At 64.8% G+C, this 1,761-nt stretch carries 2 protein-coding genes; both read left to right on the top strand.

Going from position 1 to position 1,761, the window contains the following annotated elements:
• Window positions 1-111 precede the first annotated feature (111 nt).
• A complete protein-coding gene (gene hypD, locus DL86_RS15110) occupies window positions 112-1,257 on the top strand; it encodes a hydrogenase formation protein HypD (RefSeq protein ID WP_036263212.1) in 1,146 nt (381 codons plus the stop codon).
• Window positions 1,258-1,279: 22 nt separating this feature from the next.
• Window positions 1,280-1,761: AIR synthase related protein (locus DL86_RS15105; RefSeq protein ID WP_036263215.1), on the top strand; the 482-nt coding region annotated here is incomplete at its 3' end.

The raw sequence follows: 1,761 nt of genomic DNA, 5'->3' as shown, positions 1-1,761 counted from the left end.
GGCGATGAAATTTGTCGACGCGTTTCGCGATTCCGCAAAGGCCGCCGTTCTGCTCGACGCTATCAGCGGCGGCGGCGGCGCCGAGCGATCCGCGCTGGAGGAAGCGGGGCGATGAAATTTGTCGACGAGTTTCGCGATCCCGCAAAGGCCGCCGTTCTGCTCGACGCCATCAACAGCCTTGTCCCCGCCCTGGTTCGCGATGATGGGCGGCCGATCCACATCATGGAAGTCTGCGGCGGCCACACCCACTCGATCTTCCGCTATGGCGTTTCCAACATGCTGCCGGCCGAAATCGAGCTGGTGCATGGGCCCGGCTGTCCGGTCTGCGTATTGCCGATGGGGCGGGTCGATGATTGCGTCGCCATCGCGCAGACGCCGGGCGTGATCTTCACGACCTTCGGCGACGCCATGCGCGTGCCCGGCTCGAAGCGGAGCCTCATGCAGGCCAAGGCGGAGGGCGCCGACGTGCGCATGGTCTATTCGCCGCTCGACGCGCTCGCCATCGCGCGCGACAATCCGGGGCGCGAGGTGGTGTTCTTCGGCCTCGGCTTCGAGACCACCATGCCCTCGACCGCCTTCACGATTTTACAGGCGGAGGCGGAGCGGATCGGCAATTTCTCGCTGTTCTGCAACCACATCACCATCATCCCGACGATCAAGGCGATCCTCGATTCGCCGGACCTGCGCATCGACGGATTCTTGGGGCCGGGGCATGTCTCGATGGTGATCGGCTCGAGGCCTTACGCCTTCATCGCCAATCATTACCGCCGGCCGCTCGTCGTCGCCGGCTTCGAGCCGCTCGACATTCTCCATTCGATCTGGCTCGTTCTGAAGCAAATGGCGGAAGGGCGCTGCGAGATCGAAAATCAATATGGCCGGGTCGCTCCGACCGAGGGCAATGCGGCGGCGCTCGAGGCCATCGCCCGCGTCTATGAATTGCGCGAGTTTTTCGAATGGCGCGGCCTCGGCTCGATCGATCATTCCGGCGTGCGGATCCGCGCGAGCTATGCGCGCTATGACGCGGAGCGCAAATTCGCGATCCCGGCGCTGCATATCGCCGATCCGAAATCCTGCCAATGCGGCGAGGTGCTCAAAGGCGTCATCAAGCCTTGGCAATGCAAGGTGTTTGGAGCGGCCTGCACGCCGGAGGCGCCGCTGGGCGCCTTGATGGTGTCTTCCGAAGGGGCCTGCGCCGCCTATTACCAATATGGCGATCTTGCGGGACTGCGCGCGAAGCGCGATGCGGATGCGGCATGACAAGGGACCCGGCATGACAAGGATGGATCCGGCCAAGACCCTGCGTCCGCTGCGGAAAATCCGCGATGGAATATATGTCGAGAAAGTCGGCCTCGCCCATGGCGGCGGCGGCAAGGCGATGCGCGATCTCATCGACGATGTGTTCGTCCGCGCTTTCGACAATCCGGTGCTGGCTCCGCTCGAGGACCAGGCGCGGCTGGCGATCGCCGATCTCGCCGGGCGGGGCGACCGGCTCGCCTTCACCACCGATTCCTTCGTGGTTCATCCGCTGGAATTTCCGGGCGGCGACATTGGCAAGCTGGCGGTTTGCGGCACGCTCAACGATCTCGCGGTTGGCGGCGCGACGCCGCTTTACCTCTCTTGCAGCGCGATCATCGAGGAAGGGCTCGAGGTCGCACTGCTGCGCAAGATCGCCCGCTCCATGGCGCAGGCGGCGGCGGAGGCCGGCGTCGCGATCGTCACCGGCGACACCAAGGTGGTCGAACGCGGCGCTTGCGACAGGCT

The organism is Methylocapsa aurea (assembly GCF_000746085.1).
GTDB classification, from domain to species: Bacteria; Pseudomonadota; Alphaproteobacteria; order Rhizobiales; family Beijerinckiaceae; genus Methylocapsa; species Methylocapsa aurea.
The sequence above is the reverse complement of the archived record's forward strand: the minus strand, read 5'-3'. Positions and strand labels throughout refer to the sequence as shown.